Source organism: Paracoccus versutus, assembly GCF_029909795.1.
Classification (GTDB): domain Bacteria; phylum Pseudomonadota; class Alphaproteobacteria; order Rhodobacterales; family Rhodobacteraceae; genus Paracoccus; species Paracoccus versutus.
Genome location: NZ_CP038197.1, coordinates 1,332,837 through 1,346,505 on the forward strand (window position 1 = coordinate 1,332,837; position 13,669 = coordinate 1,346,505).

The 13,669-nt window shown below is 71.3% G+C and carries 17 protein-coding genes and 1 riboswitch; of the genes, 3 read left to right on the forward strand and 14 right to left on the reverse strand.

From position 1 onward, the window contains the following. Positions 1-124: 124 nt before the first annotated feature. The 8 genes from gcvH to E3U25_RS17855 form a co-directional block, all read right to left on the reverse strand. On the reverse strand, positions 125-481 hold the full coding sequence (gcvH, locus tag E3U25_RS17820; RefSeq protein ID WP_081750479.1) for a glycine cleavage system protein GcvH: 357 nt from the start codon (positions 479-481) through the stop codon (positions 125-127). Positions 482-491: 10 nt separating this feature from the next. After that, positions 492-1,604, reverse strand: coding sequence for a glycine cleavage system aminomethyltransferase GcvT (gene gcvT / locus E3U25_RS17825; protein WP_116222019.1), 1,113 nt, complete (start codon positions 1,602-1,604; stop codon positions 492-494). Between the two features lie 133 nt (positions 1,605-1,737). Further along, positions 1,738-1,827, reverse strand: a riboswitch (glycine riboswitch). Between the two features lie 54 nt (positions 1,828-1,881). Beyond that, positions 1,882-2,664 carry an SDR family oxidoreductase gene (locus E3U25_RS17830; RefSeq protein ID WP_116222018.1) on the reverse strand — a complete coding sequence of 261 codons (783 nt, stop codon included), beginning with the start codon at positions 2,662-2,664 and terminating at the stop codon, positions 1,882-1,884. Between the two features lie 58 nt (positions 2,665-2,722). Further along, positions 2,723-3,061, reverse strand: coding sequence for a hypothetical protein (locus E3U25_RS17835; RefSeq protein ID WP_036757127.1), 339 nt, complete (start codon positions 3,059-3,061; stop codon positions 2,723-2,725). Then, a complete protein-coding gene (locus tag E3U25_RS17840; RefSeq protein ID WP_116222017.1) occupies positions 3,058-3,675 on the reverse strand; it encodes a hypothetical protein in 618 nt (205 codons plus the stop codon). The genes E3U25_RS17835 and E3U25_RS17840 overlap by 4 nt, the downstream gene beginning before the upstream one ends. 84 nt (positions 3,676-3,759) lie before the next feature. Then, on the reverse strand, positions 3,760-5,085 hold the full coding sequence (locus E3U25_RS17845) for an ATP-binding response regulator (RefSeq protein WP_116222016.1): 1,326 nt from the start codon (positions 5,083-5,085) through the stop codon (positions 3,760-3,762). A 3-nt stretch (positions 5,086-5,088) separates the two neighbouring features. After that, on the reverse strand, positions 5,089-6,270 hold the full coding sequence (locus E3U25_RS17850; protein WP_116222015.1) for an FIST N-terminal domain-containing protein: 1,182 nt from the start codon (positions 6,268-6,270) through the stop codon (positions 5,089-5,091). Then, positions 6,267-6,977 carry a response regulator transcription factor gene (locus E3U25_RS17855; protein WP_036757120.1) on the reverse strand — a complete coding sequence of 237 codons (711 nt, stop codon included), beginning with the start codon at positions 6,975-6,977 and terminating at the stop codon, positions 6,267-6,269. The genes E3U25_RS17850 and E3U25_RS17855 overlap by 4 nt, the downstream gene beginning before the upstream one ends. 190 nt (positions 6,978-7,167) lie before the next feature. Between E3U25_RS17855 and E3U25_RS17860 the strand changes: the two genes are divergently transcribed. The 3 genes from E3U25_RS17860 to E3U25_RS17870 are packed head-to-tail and all read left to right on the forward strand — an operon-like array spanning position 7,168 to position 9,515. After that, positions 7,168-8,145 carry an ABC transporter substrate-binding protein gene (locus E3U25_RS17860; RefSeq protein ID WP_116222014.1) on the forward strand — a complete coding sequence of 326 codons (978 nt, stop codon included), beginning with the start codon at positions 7,168-7,170 and terminating at the stop codon, positions 8,143-8,145. A 7-nt stretch (positions 8,146-8,152) separates the two neighbouring features. After that, positions 8,153-8,935, forward strand: coding sequence for an ABC transporter permease (locus tag E3U25_RS17865; protein ID WP_114535793.1), 783 nt, complete (start codon positions 8,153-8,155; stop codon positions 8,933-8,935). Then, positions 8,925-9,515, forward strand: a complete 591-nt coding sequence (locus E3U25_RS17870; RefSeq protein WP_116222013.1) for an ATP-binding cassette domain-containing protein — start codon at positions 8,925-8,927, stop codon at positions 9,513-9,515. Before E3U25_RS17865 ends, E3U25_RS17870 begins: the two co-directional genes overlap by 11 nt. Here E3U25_RS17870 and E3U25_RS17875 read toward each other — a convergent pair. The 6 genes from E3U25_RS17875 to pqqA form a co-directional block, all read right to left on the reverse strand. Further along, positions 9,503-10,273, reverse strand: a complete 771-nt coding sequence (locus E3U25_RS17875) for a quinoprotein dehydrogenase-associated SoxYZ-like carrier (protein WP_116222012.1) — start codon at positions 10,271-10,273, stop codon at positions 9,503-9,505. The genes E3U25_RS17870 and E3U25_RS17875 overlap by 13 nt on opposite strands. Continuing rightward, complete coding sequence (gene pqqE, locus E3U25_RS17880; RefSeq protein WP_052096009.1) at positions 10,270-11,406, reverse strand: pyrroloquinoline quinone biosynthesis protein PqqE; 1,137 nt, start codon at positions 11,404-11,406, stop codon at positions 10,270-10,272. Before pqqE ends, E3U25_RS17875 begins: the two co-directional genes overlap by 4 nt. After that, a complete protein-coding gene (gene pqqD, locus E3U25_RS17885; RefSeq protein WP_116222011.1) occupies positions 11,403-11,702 on the reverse strand; it encodes a pyrroloquinoline quinone biosynthesis peptide chaperone PqqD in 300 nt (99 codons plus the stop codon). Before pqqD ends, pqqE begins: the two co-directional genes overlap by 4 nt. After that, complete coding sequence (gene pqqC, locus E3U25_RS17890) at positions 11,699-12,493, reverse strand: pyrroloquinoline-quinone synthase PqqC (RefSeq protein ID WP_116222010.1); 795 nt, start codon at positions 12,491-12,493, stop codon at positions 11,699-11,701. Before pqqC ends, pqqD begins: the two co-directional genes overlap by 4 nt. Next, positions 12,490-13,380, reverse strand: a complete 891-nt coding sequence (gene pqqB, locus E3U25_RS17895; protein WP_116222009.1) for a pyrroloquinoline quinone biosynthesis protein PqqB — start codon at positions 13,378-13,380, stop codon at positions 12,490-12,492. The genes pqqC and pqqB overlap by 4 nt, the downstream gene beginning before the upstream one ends. Positions 13,381-13,445: 65 nt before the next feature. Then, a complete protein-coding gene (gene pqqA, locus E3U25_RS17900) occupies positions 13,446-13,538 on the reverse strand; it encodes a pyrroloquinoline quinone precursor peptide PqqA (protein ID WP_036757082.1) in 93 nt (30 codons plus the stop codon). Positions 13,539-13,669 lie beyond the last annotated feature (131 nt).

Consider the following 13,669-nt stretch of genomic DNA (forward strand, 5'->3'; position numbering starts at 1 on the left):
CACGGGGACGGTCCCGGAGATCGCGCGGGCCCGAAACGCCCGCCTTTCTCCGTTCTCCAAATACTCTCGGGGGTCCGGGGGCAGACAGCCCCCGGCTTCCGCCGGGCCGCCAGGCCCGGCAATCTCAGCCGATCAGCGCCTGGTAGCCCGCCTCGTCCAGGAAACCGGACAGGTCGACCGAGGCCGGCTTGATGCGAAAGAACCAGGCCGCCATCGGGTCCTCGTTCACCGCGCCGGGCGCGTCGGGCAGCGCCTCGTTGACGGCGGTGATGACGCCCGCGACCGGTGCCACGATGTCCGAGGCCGCCTTGACCGATTCGATCACCACGATCTCCTCGCCCGCCTCGACCTCGCGGCCGACCTCGGGCAGTTCGACGAAGACGACGTCGCCCAGCTGCTCGCTGGCATGCGCCGTGATGCCGACGACGATCTCGTCGCCGTCCTGTTTCAACCATTCGTGGTCTTCGGTGTATTTCAACATGCCTGGCCTCTCAGCGCCTGTAGCTTGGTTGATGGAAGGGAAGCGGGGTGATCGTCACCGGCAGCCGCCGGCCGCGCAATTCGGCCCAGACGGTGGCGCCGGGGGCAAGCCGCGCGGGCAGGATCGCCATGGCGATCGGCCCGCCGACCGAGGGGCCGAAGCCGCCCGAGCAGACCTTGCCCAGCAGGGCGCCGCCCTCGGCCGCGTCGAAGATCCCGACCCCCTCGCGGATCGGCGCGCGGCCCTCGGGGCGCAGGCCCGTGCGGCTCTGGGCGGGGCCTCGGACCAGTTCCTCCAGCACGGCATCCGCGCCGGGAAAGCCGCCCGCGCGGGCGCCGCCGGCGCGCCGCGCCTTGGGGATCGACCAGCCGAGCCCCGCCTCGCCGGGCAGGGTCGAGCCGTCCATGTCATGGCCGTAAAGCGGCATCCCCGCCTCCAGCCGCAGGCTGTCGCGGGCGCCCAGCCCGATGGGCGCGACCTCGGGCTCGGCCAGCAGCGCCTCGGCCAGGGCGACCACCCGGTCCTCGGGCACGGAAATCTCGAACCCGTCCTCGCCGGTATAGCCCGAGCGGCTGACCCAGAGCGTCGCGCCCTGCCAGTCGAACTCGGCCACGTCCATGAAGCGCATCGCCGCCACGCCGGGAACCAGCCGCGCCAGCACCGCCTCGGCCTCCGGCCCCTGCAGCGCCAGCAACCCGCGATCCGTCACCGGCTCGACCGAAATCCCCCGCGCCTCCAGCTGGCGCAGATGGGCGATGTCCTGCTCGGCGCAGGCGGCGTTCACCACCAGCAGCAGGTGGTCGCCCTTGTTGGCGATCATCAGGTCGTCGAGGATGCCGCCCGCCTCATTGGTGAACAGCCCGTAGCGCTGCCGCCCCTGGGCCAGGCCTAGGATGTCGGCGGGCACCAGCGCCTCCAGCGCCTCGGCCGCGCCCGGCCCGCGCAGGATCACCTGGCCCATGTGGCTGACGTCGAACAGCCCGGCATGGGCGCGGGTATGCAGATGCTCGTTCAGCACGCCCATCGGATATTGCACCGGCATCTCCCAGCCGGCAAAGGGCACCATCTTCGCGCCGCGCGAAAGGTGCAGGTCGTATAGCGTCGTGCGCCGAAACTCGGCCATGGGCATCCCCCTTTTCTGCGGACGGACCTGTCCCGGCCGCTGCGATGCCCCCTCTGTCCCTACCCCGAAGCGGGGGCGCCTGAGATCGTTATCCCTTCGGCGGGCGGCTGATGCCGCCTCTCTCCAGAGCGTTCGGCGGAAAACGGTCCCTTTGCCTGAGAGATTCCTGGGGCGGTTGCTCCTTCGGCCCTGGCTTTTCGCCAATGTCTCCCGATTTCCGACTTTCGTCGTAGCCGGGCGGCAGGATTCTGGCAAGAGCCTTCTGCCGCCCGGTTTTTCAGACCGTGACGTTCAGCGCGCCCCCGTCCAGCAGGATGTTCTGACCGACCATGAACCGCGCCTGCTGGCTGCACAGGAAGGCGCAGGCGGCGCCGAAATCCTCGGGGCGGCCATAGCTGCGGGTCGGGATCGTCGCCTCGCGCCGGCGGCGGGCCTCGTCGAGGTCGATGCCCTCGGCCCTGGCCACGCCCGAATCGAGGCTGACGGCGCGGTCGGTGGCATGGATGCCGGGCAGCAGGTTGTTCACCACCACGCCATGCGGCGCCACCTGCCGCGACATGCCGGCGACAAAGCCGGTCAGCCCGGCGCGGGCGGTGTTCGACAGCCCCAGCACCGCGATGGGCGAGCGCACGGATTGCGAGGTGATGTTGACCACCCGGCCCCAGCCGCGCTCCATCATGCCCGGCACCAGCGCCTGCATCAGCGCGATGGCGGTCAGCATGTTGGCGTCGATGGCCTTGATGAAATCCTCGCGCGACCAGTCGGTCCAGGTGCCGGGCGGCGGGCCGCCGGCATTGTTGACCAGGATGTCGGCCTGACCGGCCAGGGCCTCCAGCACGGCGGCGCGGCCCTCTTCGGTGGTGATGTCGGCGGCGACCGGCGTGACCGAAACGCCATGTCGCGACGCGATGTCGCGCGCGGCCGCCTCCAGCGCCTCTGCGCCGCGGGCGTTGACGACCAGATCGACCCCGGCCTCGGCCAGGGCTTCGGCGCAGGCCCGGCCCAGCCCCTTCGACGCGGCGCAGACAAGCCCCTTCTTGCCCCTGATCCCCAGATCCATGGCTTCCCTCCTGTTCAGCTCGCCGCCAAGGAAGCGCGGGGCGCGCGGATTGTCCAGTTCAGAAGCAGAGGATCTCGGCCTCGGCCTCGGCGCGGCGGAAATTGGCGACGATGTCGTTGACGGCGATGCCCTGGCGAAAGATGCCGGCGCGCTCGCCCGGCGTCTGGCGCATGGCCAGCACCGTCTCGGCCTTGACGTAGTCGTCATAGGGCAGGATCTCGGCGATCTGGTCGATGGCGCAGCTGCACCGCTCCAGCATCTCGCGGGTCTGGCCGTTCGCCGCCATGCAGACGAAGACGTAATCGGCCCGCGCATTGGTCGGATAGTCGTTGATCGCCTGCGCCCAGGCCATTCCGGCCGAAAGCGTCAGGGCTGCCGTCAGGGTCGCCCGGATCATTTCAACACCATTTCGCTGTGATAGGCCGGCCGCCCGCCGGCCAGCGGGCCGGTCTCGGCCAGCATGCGCCGGATCGGCCGCTTCGGATCGTCCAGGGTGAAGCGCAGCTCCAGCGTGTCGAAGCCGGCCATGCGCCCGCGATTCTCGTCCTGCGCGAAGGGCGTGAAGACGGCGACGATCGCCTCGCCCTCGCGCCGGACCGCGCCGTCGCGAAACAACGCATCCTTCAGCCGGTTGCGGATATAGAACGGGCTGCCCCCGGTCAGCGCCGCCATGTCCCGCGCGATGGTTTCCAGAAAGAAGGTCAGCGCCGGATCGCCGCCCGAGGCCGGGAAGGGGCCGATCCTGCGCGTGATGCGCGGCGTCTGCTCGGTCAGCTCCAGCGCCGGCGGGCCGTCCGCGGCGTCCGGGGCGACGGCTGCCAGCGTGACGGTGCCCTCGCCCAGCGGTGCAAAGCCCCCAACCTCGGGGCCGGTCTGGCGCAGCGTCCAGACCAGCGGTCCCTGCGACAGATCCCAGGGCCCGCGCTCGGCAAAGACCAGGTCGCCCGCCTCGCCCGCCCGAAGCGGCGTGGCCAGCAGCGCGATCAGCGCCAGTCCTCGCAAGACGTTCATCCCGGTCCTTCCTTCCCTGTCAGCGACCCTGCCCCCGTCCGGGCCGCGGCGAAAGCCCGCCGCCGGCTGCCTGCTGCTTTGGTCTTAGGCCAGCATCCGCTGCAGCATGGCCTGCAGGTCCTCGGGGCGCACCGGCTTTTCCAGCAGGGGCACGCCCATCTTCTGGCAGGCGCCGCCCAGCTCCGGCCCCCGCCGGGCCGAGACGACGATGGCCGGCACCGCCTGCCCGGCCGCCTTGCGCAAGGCCGCGATGGCCTGCAGGCCGGTGTCGCCATTGTCGAGGTTGTAGTCGGCGATCACCACGTCCGGCGGCTCGTCACCCATCTGCGCCAGAGCCTCGGCGATGCCGCCCGAGACGCGGGCGACCATGCCCAGCCGGTCCTGCAGCACCAGTTGCAGGGCGCGGCGCATGGCGTCGTCGTTCTCGACCACCAGCGCCACCCGGCCGCGCAGATGCGGGCCCTGGCCGGCGCCCTCGGGCCGCGCGGCCTCGCCCCCCGGCGCGACCAGTGGCAGGCTGACGCGAAAGACGGTGCCGCGCCCCGGCTCGCTGTCCATGGCGATGGGATGGCCCAGCTTGGCGCAGGCGCGGCGCACGATGGACAGGCCCAGCCCCATGCCGGGCGCGCCGCCCTCGCGGCCGATGCGCTGGAACTCGTCGAAGACGCGGGCGCGGTCGGTGGCGGCGATGCCGATGCCGGTGTCGTAGATCTCGAGCCACGCCCGCTCGCCGCGCTTGCGCACGCCGACCAGCACGCCGCCACGGTCGGTATACTTGATCGCGTTGGAGACGAGGTTCTGCGCGATCCGCCGCAGAAAGGTCGGATCGCTTTCCACCACCGCCGAGGTCGGCGCAAAGCTGAGCCGCAGCTCCTTGGCCTCGGCCATGGGCGCATATTCGACGGCCAGGCGGCGGAACAGCTCGCCCAGGTCGACGGGCTTGCGCTGGAACTCGATGCGCTGGCTGTCCAGGCGGGAGATGTCCAGCACCGCGTGCATCAGCTCCTCGACCGATTCGAAGGCGCCGGAAAGCCGGCCGGTCAGCTCGCGCTGGAACTCGTCCAGCGGCGTGTCCTTCAGCGCCGACAGGAACAGCTTGGCGGCGGACAGCGGCTGCAACAAGTCGTGGCTCGCCGCGCGCAGGAACCGGGTCTTCGAGCGGTTCGCCTCTTCGGCCGAGGCGCGGGCGACGGCCAGCTCGCGGTTGCGTTCGGACAGGTCGGCCAGCGCCTGTTCCAGCTCGCGCGTGCGGGCCTGCACCTCCTGCTCCAGCGCCACGGCGGCCTGGAACATGGACCAGGCCGAGCCGCGGCTTTCCTCCAGCCGGTCGATGCGCTCGACCAGCACATCGGCGATGCGCGTCAGCTTCTCGACCCGCCGGGCGGGGGGATCCTCGTCGCGCAGGAACATGGCTCAGCCCGGCGCGGGCGGCATCAGGGCCATGCCGACGAAGGTCTGGTTCACATGCATGCCGCTGTGCTGCTCGCCATAGGTGTTGAAGCCGGCGACGCGATAGCGCGCCAGAAGCTCCGACATCTGCCCGTCCATGCCGGCGCGTTCCAGCGCCAGCCGCCGCAGCACGCAGTCGAAGCCCAGCACCATCAGCGGCGGGCGCGGCAGCGCGTCCAGCGCCTCGGCAAAGCCGCGGGTCATGTCCATGGCCCGGCCCAGCGTCAGGATGCTGCCCGCCTCGATCCCGGACAAAAGCTGCAGGCCGCCCTCGGGGGTGATGGCACGGATGGCGCGGACGTGATGGCGCTTGCCGGTGCGCAGCAGCAAGGGATGGCGGGCGAATTCGGTCGGGGTCAGCGCCTCGACCGGGATGCCGGCCAGCCGGGCATATTCCTGCGCCGCCGGCTCGTCGTTCAGCTCCAGGATGATGCGGTTGTGGCGGTCGGCGGCGGTGACGACCGCGCGCCGGTCGGTCGGGCTGAAATGCTGGAAGGAAACCTCGGCCGCCGCCAGGTCGGTCTCGACCAGCAGGAACAGCGCCGCGCCGGGATGGGCGGCGCCATCGACCATCTGGCAGGTCGGGCCGAAGCCCATGCCCTCGGCGCTTGAGCCGCCGACGATCGGCAGGCCGGGGATCGCCGCGTCCAGCGTCGCGGTCAGCACGTCCTCCTGCCGGGCCAGCGCATCGGCCAGCAGCACGCCGAAGCTGGAGCGGCGCAGGTCGGGGCGGAAATCGCCGTGAAAGCGGCGCAGCGTCGCCATCCATTCCGACACCGGCACCAGCGCCTGGTCGCGCAGCACGCAGACCCCGACCCGGAAGCTGGCCGAGGGGAACCCCAGCGCCGTCACCGTCTGCGCGCAATAGCCGCCGGGGCCGATCTCGCCGACCGAGGAACAGCCGACGATCCGGCAGCCCTGCCCCAGCGCCTCGCGCAGCGCGCCGCCCAGGGCGGGCAGCCCCTCGGCCGGCATGCCGAACAAAAGCACCAGCGCAGGGTCCAGCGGCGCCATGGCCGCGGCGATGCGCCGGGCGGTGTCGTCGCCGGCGGCCGGCACCGAGACGGCGACGGGCGCGGGCGGCGGCACGGCCGGCCGCGCCTCGGACCGCGCGCCGGGCCAGGGTTCGGGCGAGGCCGCGCTCATGCCGGTTCGAACAGCCTGACGCTATTGGCCAGCAGCACCGCCTGGGTGCGGCGGCGGGCGTTGATCTTGGACATGATCGCGGTGATGTGGGTCTTGACCGTCGCCTCGGCGATGGACAGCTCGTAGCTGATTTCCTTGTTCGCCTTGCCCTGGCAGATCAGCCGCAGGATCTTCATCTGCTGCGGCGTCAGCGTGGCGAAGCGGCGGGCCAGCTCGGCGCGGGCCGCGTCCTCGGCGCCGGCATGGTCGGGCTGGTAGCTGTCGGGCGTCACCCGCTCGCCCTCCCACATGCGGCGCAGGCTGTCCACCAGCGCCTCGCGGCCCAGCGACTTGCTGATATAGCCCTGCGCCCCCGCCGCCATCGCGGCCGAGATCATGGCGTTTTCCAGATCGGCCGAGATCATGGTGATCGGCACATCCGGGATCTGGCGGCGCAGCGTCACCAGCCCCTCGGCGCCCCTGGCATCGGGCAGGTTCAGGTCCAGGATCACCGCATCCGGCGCGCCCTGGTTGCGGATCTGTTCCAGCGCGGCGGCAAGGCTGCGGGCGGTGCGCACGTTCCTGAGCCCGAAGCTGATCTTCAGCGTCAGGGCCAGGGCGTCGCACATCAGCGGATGGTCGTCCACGATCAGGATCTCGCGGACGCGGTCGGCGGAAAGCCTTGGCGATGCGGCGCGGTCCTGCGACTGCATTTCGGCTGAGGCCATCGTTCTCCTCCCCAAGAAACGACAGGGGCCGGGGCCTTGGCGCTCCGGCCTTTATCCATCCATCTTAAGACCGCCGCCCGCCGGCGCAAGCCCGTTGGACGCCGGGGCGGGTTTCGGGCTACGACTTCGGTTGTATTGGCCGAAACCAAGGCACATGGCAATTTGACCGGGGCAAAGGGGGAAAATCACCATGCCGTTCAGCCGCAGAATCGCCCTGCTGGCGGGGGCCGCCGCCTTGGCCGGGCTGGCGCGGCCCGCCTTGGCCCAGACCCCCGCCATCCGCATCGGCACGCTGGAAAACGGCACCGTCACCTGGGAGATCGAGACGATCCGCAGGCGCGGCCTGGACACCGCCAACGGCTTTCGGCTGCAGCCGATGATCCTGGCCGGCAACCCCGCCACCCAGGTCGCCATGCAGGGGGCCGATGTCGATACCATCGTCTCGGACTGGCTGTGGGTGGCGCAGCAGCGGGCGCGCGGCACGGGCTTTCGCTTCCTGCCCTATTCCACCGCCGTGGGCGGCGTGATGGTGCCGGCGCAAAGCCCGGTGCGGGTGCTGGCCGACCTCAGGGGCAAGAAGATCGGCATCGCCGGCGGGCCGGTGGACAAGAGCTGGCTGATCCTGCGCGCCTGGTCGCGCGAGAAGCTGGGCGAGGATCTGGCCGACGTGACGCAGCAGGTCTTCGGCGCGCCGCCGATGATCCTGAACGCCGCCGAGACCGGCGAGGTCGATGCCGCGATCAACTTCTGGCATTTCCAGGCCCGGATGCAGGCGCGCGGCATGCGCGAGATCATCTCGGTCGAGACGGCGGCGGGCGACCTGGGCCTCGACCCCTCGACGCCGCTTCTGGGCTATGTGCTGCGCGACGACTGGATCGCGGCCAACCCGGCGCTGGCGGCGGGGCTGGCGCGCGCATCCCGCGCGGCCAAGGATCTGCTGGCCCAGGACGACGCCGCCTGGGACGAGCTGCGCCCGATCATGCAGGCCGGTGACGAGGCCGAGTTCCAGGCGCTGAAGGCCGGCTGGCGCGCCGGCATCCCCGCCCCCGGCCCGGTCGATGCCGCGAACGCGCAAAGGATGTTCGCCACCATGGCGGAACTGGGCGGCAACGAATTGACCGGCGGCCTTTCCGCCCTGCCCGAGGGCCTGTTCTGGTGGCCGGAGTAGCCCCGCCTTGACCGGAGCGCCGAAACCCCCTGCGTTGCGTCCGGGCCTGGTGCCGGGGGTGCTGTCGATCCTGGCCATGCTGCTGGTCTGGACCCTGGCCTCGCAGCTGACCGACCGGCCGCAGACCCTGCCCGCGCCCTGGGACGTCGCCGCGCGCATCATGCGCCTGGCCGCGACCGGAGAGCTGTGGTTCAACGCCGGGATGACGATGTTCCGCGTGGTCGCGAGCTTCGCGCTGGCCATGGCGGCGGGCATGGCGCTGGGGCTGTGGATGGGCCGCAGCCGCGGCGCCGACCAATGGCTGAACCCCGGCCTCATCATCCTGCTGAACGTGCCGGCGCTGGTGGTGATCGTGCTGTGCTATATCTGGATCGGGCTGAACGAGACCGCCGCCGTCCTGGCCGTCGCGCTGAACAAGATCCCGGTGGTCACGGTGATGATCCGCGAAGGCACGCGGGCGCTGCGCCCCGACCTGGACGACATGGCCCGCGCCTTTCGCATGCGGCCCTGGGCGCGGCTGCGCCATGTGGTGCTGCCGCAGCTGGCGCCGCATGTCGCCGCCTCGGCGCGGGCCGGGATCTCGCTGATCTGGAAGATCGTGCTGGTGGTCGAGTTCCTGGGTCGCTCGAACGGCGTCGGCTTCAAGATCCACCTGCTGTTTTCCAGCTTCGACGTGACCGGCGTGCTGGCCTGGGCGCTGGCCTTCGTCGCCGTCATGCTGGCCATCGACCTCATCCTGCTGCGGCCGTGGGAGAGCCGCGCCAACCGCTGGAGGCAGGATGCGGCTTGAGCTGGAGGCCAAGTCCTTCGGCCCGCGGCAGGTGCTGGGCCGGCTGGCGCTGTCGGTCGCGCGCGGCGAGCGGCTGGCGATCCTGGGCCCCTCGGGCATCGGCAAATCGACACTGCTGCGCATCCTGGCCGGGCTCGACGCGGACTATCGCGGCCGGCTGGAGGGCGCCGAGCGCCTTGCCGTGGTGTTCCAGGAGCCGGTGTTGCTGCCCTGGCGCGATGCGGTCGGCAACATCGCCATCCCGACCGGCTGCGACGCGGCCACGGCGCGGGACTGGCTGGCGCAGGTCGGGCTGGCGGGGCACGAGGCGAAGTTCCCGCGCCAGCTTTCGCTGGGCCAGCAGCGCCGGCTGGCGCTGGCCCGCGCCTTTGCCGCCGGGCCGGACATCCTGCTGATGGACGAGCCCTTCGCCTCGCTGGACGGGGACACGGCGGCGCGGATGCTGGCGCTGACCGATGCGCTGCTGGCCCGCACCGGCGCCGGGCTGGTGCTGGTCACGCATGACCCGGCCGAGGCAGCGGCGCTAGGCGCCCGCCCCCTGCATCTGGGCGGCGATCCGGCGCGGCTTCAGAAGGACTGATCCCAAACCCGGCCCTCGGTATCCTCGGCATGGACCGTCACCGGCCCCTCACCGGGCGCATGGGCAAAGCGGAATACCGGGTCTTCGGAAATCGAGATCCCGGCCTCCATGGTGAACAGCGGCGCCTCGCCCTGCCTGACCTCCAGCGTCTGGATGAACTCGGCCGGGATGGTCAGCAGCGTCACCTGGTCGCGTTGCAGGCCCGAGAAATTCGGGTGCCGGATCATCAGCGTGCCGACCTTTCTCCCGCCCTCCTCGGCCGCGCGAAAGCGCATCTCGCCCATGGTGGCGCGCACCTCGTCCATGCTTTTGCCGGCCGGGGCCGCGCAGCCGCCCGAGGCTTTCACGAAGCGGCCGGCCATGACCTTGCGCCCATCCGCCAGCGTGGCGATGGCGCGCAGGTCGGAATAATTGTCCACCCGCACCCGCACCTCGAAATCCAGCGGCATCAGCGCCTCGCCGAATGTGAACTCGGCCGCGACCGGCGCGGGATTGCCGTCCACCACCAGCGCCAGCGCCCGGATCGCCGGCGCGCCAGGCGGCTGGGTGATGCGCACCGGCACCAGCGCCGGGTTGTCGGCCCGCGGCGGCGCGTCGAGGTCGAAGACCGCCGGATCGACCGGCGGCTCCTCATCGGTGCCGATCACGGCAAGCCGCATGTCCTCCCACAGGGCCGAGGGCTGCATGGGATTGGCGACCTCGGCCGCCAGCGCCCCCGGCGCCAGCATCATCGCGGCAAGCAGGCAAGCCAGCCTCATCCCCGTTTCTCCCTTGTCATGCGGCGATAGACCAGCACGGTCGAATCGCTCGCCGCCTCGGCCTCGGCCGCCGCGCGCAACCGGGCGTGCAGGCTGGAGCGCGAACAGACCGGATCGGTCGCCCGCGCGTCGCCCGCCAGCGCCATCGCCTGGCAGCGGCAGCCGCCGAAGTCGATCTCGCGCCGCTCGCAGGAGGCGCAGGGCTCGGGCATCCAGCCGGTGCCGCGAAAGGCGTTGAAGGCCGCGCCGTCGTGCCAGATCCGGGCCAGCGGCACCGCGCGCACGTTCTCGAACGCCAGGCCCTTGATGGTCTGGGCGGCGTGGCAGGGCAGCACGGTGCCGTCGGGCGCCACGTTCAGCCCGGTCGAGCCCCAGCCGCCCATGCAGCTTTTCGGAAAGGCCGCCAGGTGGTCGGCGGGCACATAGTCGATGACCATGCGGCCTTGCAGGCGCAGGCGGGCGGCGTCCACCACCTCGCGCGCGCGGATCGCCTGGGCCTGGGTCGGCATCAGCGGCAGGCGGTTCAGCTCGGCCCAGCCGTGGAACTGCACCGTCGCCACCTCGATGCGGCGGCAGCCGAGCCGCTCGGCCAGGTCGATCATCTCGGGCAGGCGGTCCAGGTTCTGGCGATGCACCACCGCGTTCAGCGTCAGCGGAAAGCCGATGGCGCGGACCCATTCCGCCACCTGCATCTTGCGCGCGAAGCTGCCGCCATAGCCGCTGATCCAGTCGGCCATCTCGGCGTCGATGCCTTGCAGGGACAGCTGGACGTGATCGACCGCGCCGTCCAGCTCGCGCAGCCGCGACTCGGTCAGCCCGATGCCCGAGGTGATGAGGTTGACGTAAAGCCCGGCGTCGCGGGCCGCGGCGGCGATCTCGGCCAGGTCGCGGCGCGAGGCGGGCTCGCCGCCCGACAGATGCACCTGCAACACGCCCAGATCGGCGGCCTGGCGGAACACATCCGCCCATTCGGCCGCCTTCAGCTCGGCGCTGGCGCGGGTCAGCTCGACCGGGTTCGAGCAATAGGGGCAGGCCAGCGGGCAGCGATGCGTCAGTTCCGCCAGCATGGCCATGGGCAGGCCGACACGGACCGGGTTGCCGTCGATGTCGCGGGGGGCGGGATCGTCTCTCATGCCGCCTCCCCCTCCAGGAACACCATGCGCCGGTCGATCAGGCCGCGCAGGAACTCCTGCACGTCGCCTTCGATCTGCTCGGCCGGCGCGTCGTAGCGGGTGCAGAGCGTCTCGATCACCTCGGCCAGGCTGCGCCTGCCGTCCAGTTCCGACAGGATCGCATGGCCCACCGGGTCGAGCTGGATCACCCGCTCGGGCGCCAGCAGCACGCGGATGCCGCGCACGCGGTCGTCGTGAAGCCGCACCCCGCTCGGCAGATAGGGCACCGCGGCGCCGCTGATGCGATCCGCGCTCATGAGGCCCCCGCGGCCTCGGGGACCGGCTCGGGGATGGCCGCGTCCAGCAGCCCCTCGCCCGGACGCCAGGCGCCGGGGGGGATGTTGCCCTGCACATAGCCGTGCCACAGCGCATCGAGCTGCGCCCAAAGCACGTCGGTCTTGAAGACCAGCGCCGCCGCCGCCGCGTCCTGCCGTTCCAGCGTATCGGCACGGTCCAGCACGTAGTTCAGGCCGAACTCCACGTCCTTCGGCGCCTCGGCCAGCCGGTTGCGGAAATAGGCGAGGCTGGCGTCGTCGGCGAAATCGTAATGCTTCAGCAACCCCTCGATCCGCTCGGCGTGGATCCTGGGCGCGAACATCTCGGTCAGGCTGGCGGCCACGGCATCCAGCAGCGGCATGTCGCGCACGAAGCGGACATAGGCATCGACGGCAAAGCGGGTCGCCGGCATCACGCCCACGCCGCTGGCGACGTAATCGGGGTCGAGGCCGACGGCGCGGGCCAGCGCCAGCCAGCGCCGGATGCCGCCGCCCTGATCGACGCCGCCGTCGTGATCCTCGATGCGACTGCGCCAGATGCGGCGCAGCTGCGGGTCTTCGACGCGGGACAGGAAGGCCGCGTCCTTCATCGGGATGCGCGACTGGTATTGCCAGCGGTTGACGACCCAGGCCCGCACCTCGTCGGGCGTGCATTCCCCGCCGTGCAGGCGTTTGTGGAACGGGTGGCGGTCGTGATAGCGCTCGGCGCCGATGCGACGCAGGCGCTCGTGGAACTCGGCGCGGGTCTGGGCGCGGTGGTCGGCAAGTTTCATGGCGCGATCTCCATTCCGTCATGGCCGACCTGCCAGCCCGCCGCCTGCACCTGCGCACGCTCGGGGCTGGCCGGATCGACCAGCGGGTTCGAATTGTTCAGATGCACGTAGATGCGGGCACCCAGCGCCAGGTCGCGCAGCGCCTCCAGGCTGCCGCCGGGGCCCGAGACCGGCACATGGCCCATGCGCCGCCCGGTCTTGGCCCCAAGGCCCGCGCGCAGCATCTCGTCATCCGTCCACAGCGTGCCGTCGAAGAGCAGCGCATCCGCGCCGGCGATCCGGTCGCGCAGCCAGCCGGGGACCGAGGCGCAGCCGGGAATATAGAACACCCGCCGCCCGCCGGCGGCCAGTTCGACCCCCACGGTCTGCTCGCCCATCAGCTCGGTCTCGACCCGCTCGCCCTCCAGATAAAGCGGCACCTTGCCCGGCACGGCGAAAAGCCGCGCGACCAGGCCGGGCGCCAGGTCGAAGTCCTGCTCCAGCGCCACCGGGCGCCGGGCGACCAGCCGCGGGTCCAGCGCGGCCAGCATCGGGTTGGCGGCCAGCACGTCATGGATCGCGGGCGTGGCGAACAGGTCGAACCCCTGCCCCTCGCGCAGGGTCAGCAGACCGGCGACGTGGTCGATGTCGCCATTCGTCACCAGCACCGAGCGGATCGGTGAGCCGCGCAGCCCCCCAGGCCGCAGCGCCGGCGTCGCGGCCAGTTGCTGGCGCAGGTCGGGCGAGGCGTTGACCAGCGCCCAGTCCCGGCCATTCGCGGAAACGGCAATCCCGCTTTGGCTCATGGCGGGAATGCGTCCTGCGCGCGCGGCCTCGCAATTGCGGCAGCCACAGTTCCACTGCGGCACGCCGCCACCGGCGCCGCTGCCGAGAATCACGATACGCATGGGAAAGGCTCCGGCAGGCCCGGCCCCCGTCGGCCGGGGGCCGGGCCGGGGATATCGCCGGCGGGTTAGAACAGGACCGGCTCGTCCTCGGCCGGGGCATACATGTTGATTTCCATGCCGCAGGCGATTTCCCTCGGCGCGGGTTTGGTCCAGGCCATATAACCTCCTCCTCAAGACACCGCGGGAATGCGGCTGTTTCGATGCTAAGCCGACCGGGCCACCAGTCAACACGCCAAAGGTCGTAGATGGTCCCGGTCGCGGGCTTGTGTTAGCCTTGCGCCGCGAAAGG

What these genes read in the sequence shown, in the direction of transcription:
- gcvH (WP_081750479.1), bottom strand. Translation starts at nt 481, where the DNA reads ATGTTGAAATACACCGAAGACCACGAATGGTTGAAACAGGACGGCGAC.
- gcvT (WP_116222019.1), bottom strand. Translation starts at nt 1,604, where the DNA reads ATGGCCGAGTTTCGGCGCACGACGCTATACGACCTGCACCTTTCGCGC.
- E3U25_RS17830 (WP_116222018.1), bottom strand. Translation starts at nt 2,664, where the DNA reads ATGGATCTGGGGATCAGGGGCAAGAAGGGGCTTGTCTGCGCCGCGTCG.
- E3U25_RS17835 (WP_036757127.1), bottom strand. Translation starts at nt 3,061, where the DNA reads ATGATCCGGGCGACCCTGACGGCAGCCCTGACGCTTTCGGCCGGAATG.
- E3U25_RS17840 (WP_116222017.1), bottom strand. Translation starts at nt 3,675, where the DNA reads ATGAACGTCTTGCGAGGACTGGCGCTGATCGCGCTGCTGGCCACGCCG.
- E3U25_RS17845 (WP_116222016.1), bottom strand. Translation starts at nt 5,085, where the DNA reads ATGTTCCTGCGCGACGAGGATCCCCCCGCCCGGCGGGTCGAGAAGCTG.
- E3U25_RS17850 (WP_116222015.1), bottom strand. Translation starts at nt 6,270, where the DNA reads ATGAGCGCGGCCTCGCCCGAACCCTGGCCCGGCGCGCGGTCCGAGGCG.
- E3U25_RS17855 (WP_036757120.1), bottom strand. Translation starts at nt 6,977, where the DNA reads ATGGCCTCAGCCGAAATGCAGTCGCAGGACCGCGCCGCATCGCCAAGG.
- E3U25_RS17860 (WP_116222014.1), top strand. Translation starts at nt 7,168, where the DNA reads ATGCCGTTCAGCCGCAGAATCGCCCTGCTGGCGGGGGCCGCCGCCTTG.
- E3U25_RS17870 (WP_116222013.1), top strand. Translation starts at nt 8,925, where the DNA reads ATGCGGCTTGAGCTGGAGGCCAAGTCCTTCGGCCCGCGGCAGGTGCTG.
- E3U25_RS17875 (WP_116222012.1), bottom strand. Translation starts at nt 10,273, where the DNA reads ATGAGGCTGGCTTGCCTGCTTGCCGCGATGATGCTGGCGCCGGGGGCG.
- pqqE (WP_052096009.1), bottom strand. Translation starts at nt 11,406, where the DNA reads ATGAGAGACGATCCCGCCCCCCGCGACATCGACGGCAACCCGGTCCGT.
- pqqD (WP_116222011.1), bottom strand. Translation starts at nt 11,702, where the DNA reads ATGAGCGCGGATCGCATCAGCGGCGCCGCGGTGCCCTATCTGCCGAGC.
- pqqC (WP_116222010.1), bottom strand. Translation starts at nt 12,493, where the DNA reads ATGAAACTTGCCGACCACCGCGCCCAGACCCGCGCCGAGTTCCACGAG.
- pqqB (WP_116222009.1), bottom strand. Translation starts at nt 13,380, where the DNA reads ATGCGTATCGTGATTCTCGGCAGCGGCGCCGGTGGCGGCGTGCCGCAG.
- pqqA (WP_036757082.1), bottom strand. Translation starts at nt 13,538, where the DNA reads ATGGCCTGGACCAAACCCGCGCCGAGGGAAATCGCCTGCGGCATGGAA.